Genomic DNA, 393 nt, shown 5'->3' with positions numbered 1-393 from the left:
CTAAAAATGCAGATGAAAATATGTGATAAATGCACAAAGACAGGAGGGAAGAAAACTGCAGACCGGGGGGAAACATTGTTAACCGGGGCGATGGCTATAAACCTTGACATGGCAGAAGAAATAGTATTTAATATTATATGACTAATGGTAATTTTGCACATAATGTGTGATCTGAGATACAGGAGGAAACAGAAAATGGCTGATACAATTCAGGCGTTGGATCGGGCGTTAGAATTACTGATTTATCTGAATAAAAAGGGGAAGGAGGTAGGGATTACACAGATTGCCTCAGATATGGGAGTGTATAAGAGTACGATTTACCGTACACTGTCAACTCTGGAAGCAAAGGGATTCGTCAAAAGGAATCCAGAGACAGAGAAGTACTGGTTGGGA

1 protein-coding gene is annotated in these 393 nt (G+C 40.5%); it reads left to right on the top strand.

Features of this window, described 5'->3' with window-relative positions; translation table 11 throughout:
• Window positions 1-195: 195 nt before the first annotated feature.
• Window positions 196-393: helix-turn-helix domain-containing protein (locus NE664_15315; GenBank protein MCQ4728001.1), on the top strand; the 198-nt coding region annotated here is incomplete at its 3' end.

It is taken from the genome of Anaerotignum faecicola, assembly GCA_024460105.1.
Taxonomy (GTDB): Bacteria; Bacillota; Clostridia; order Lachnospirales; family Anaerotignaceae; genus JANFXS01.
Note: the sequence above shows the minus strand (reverse complement) of the source record. Positions and strands in the feature narration are given on the sequence as shown.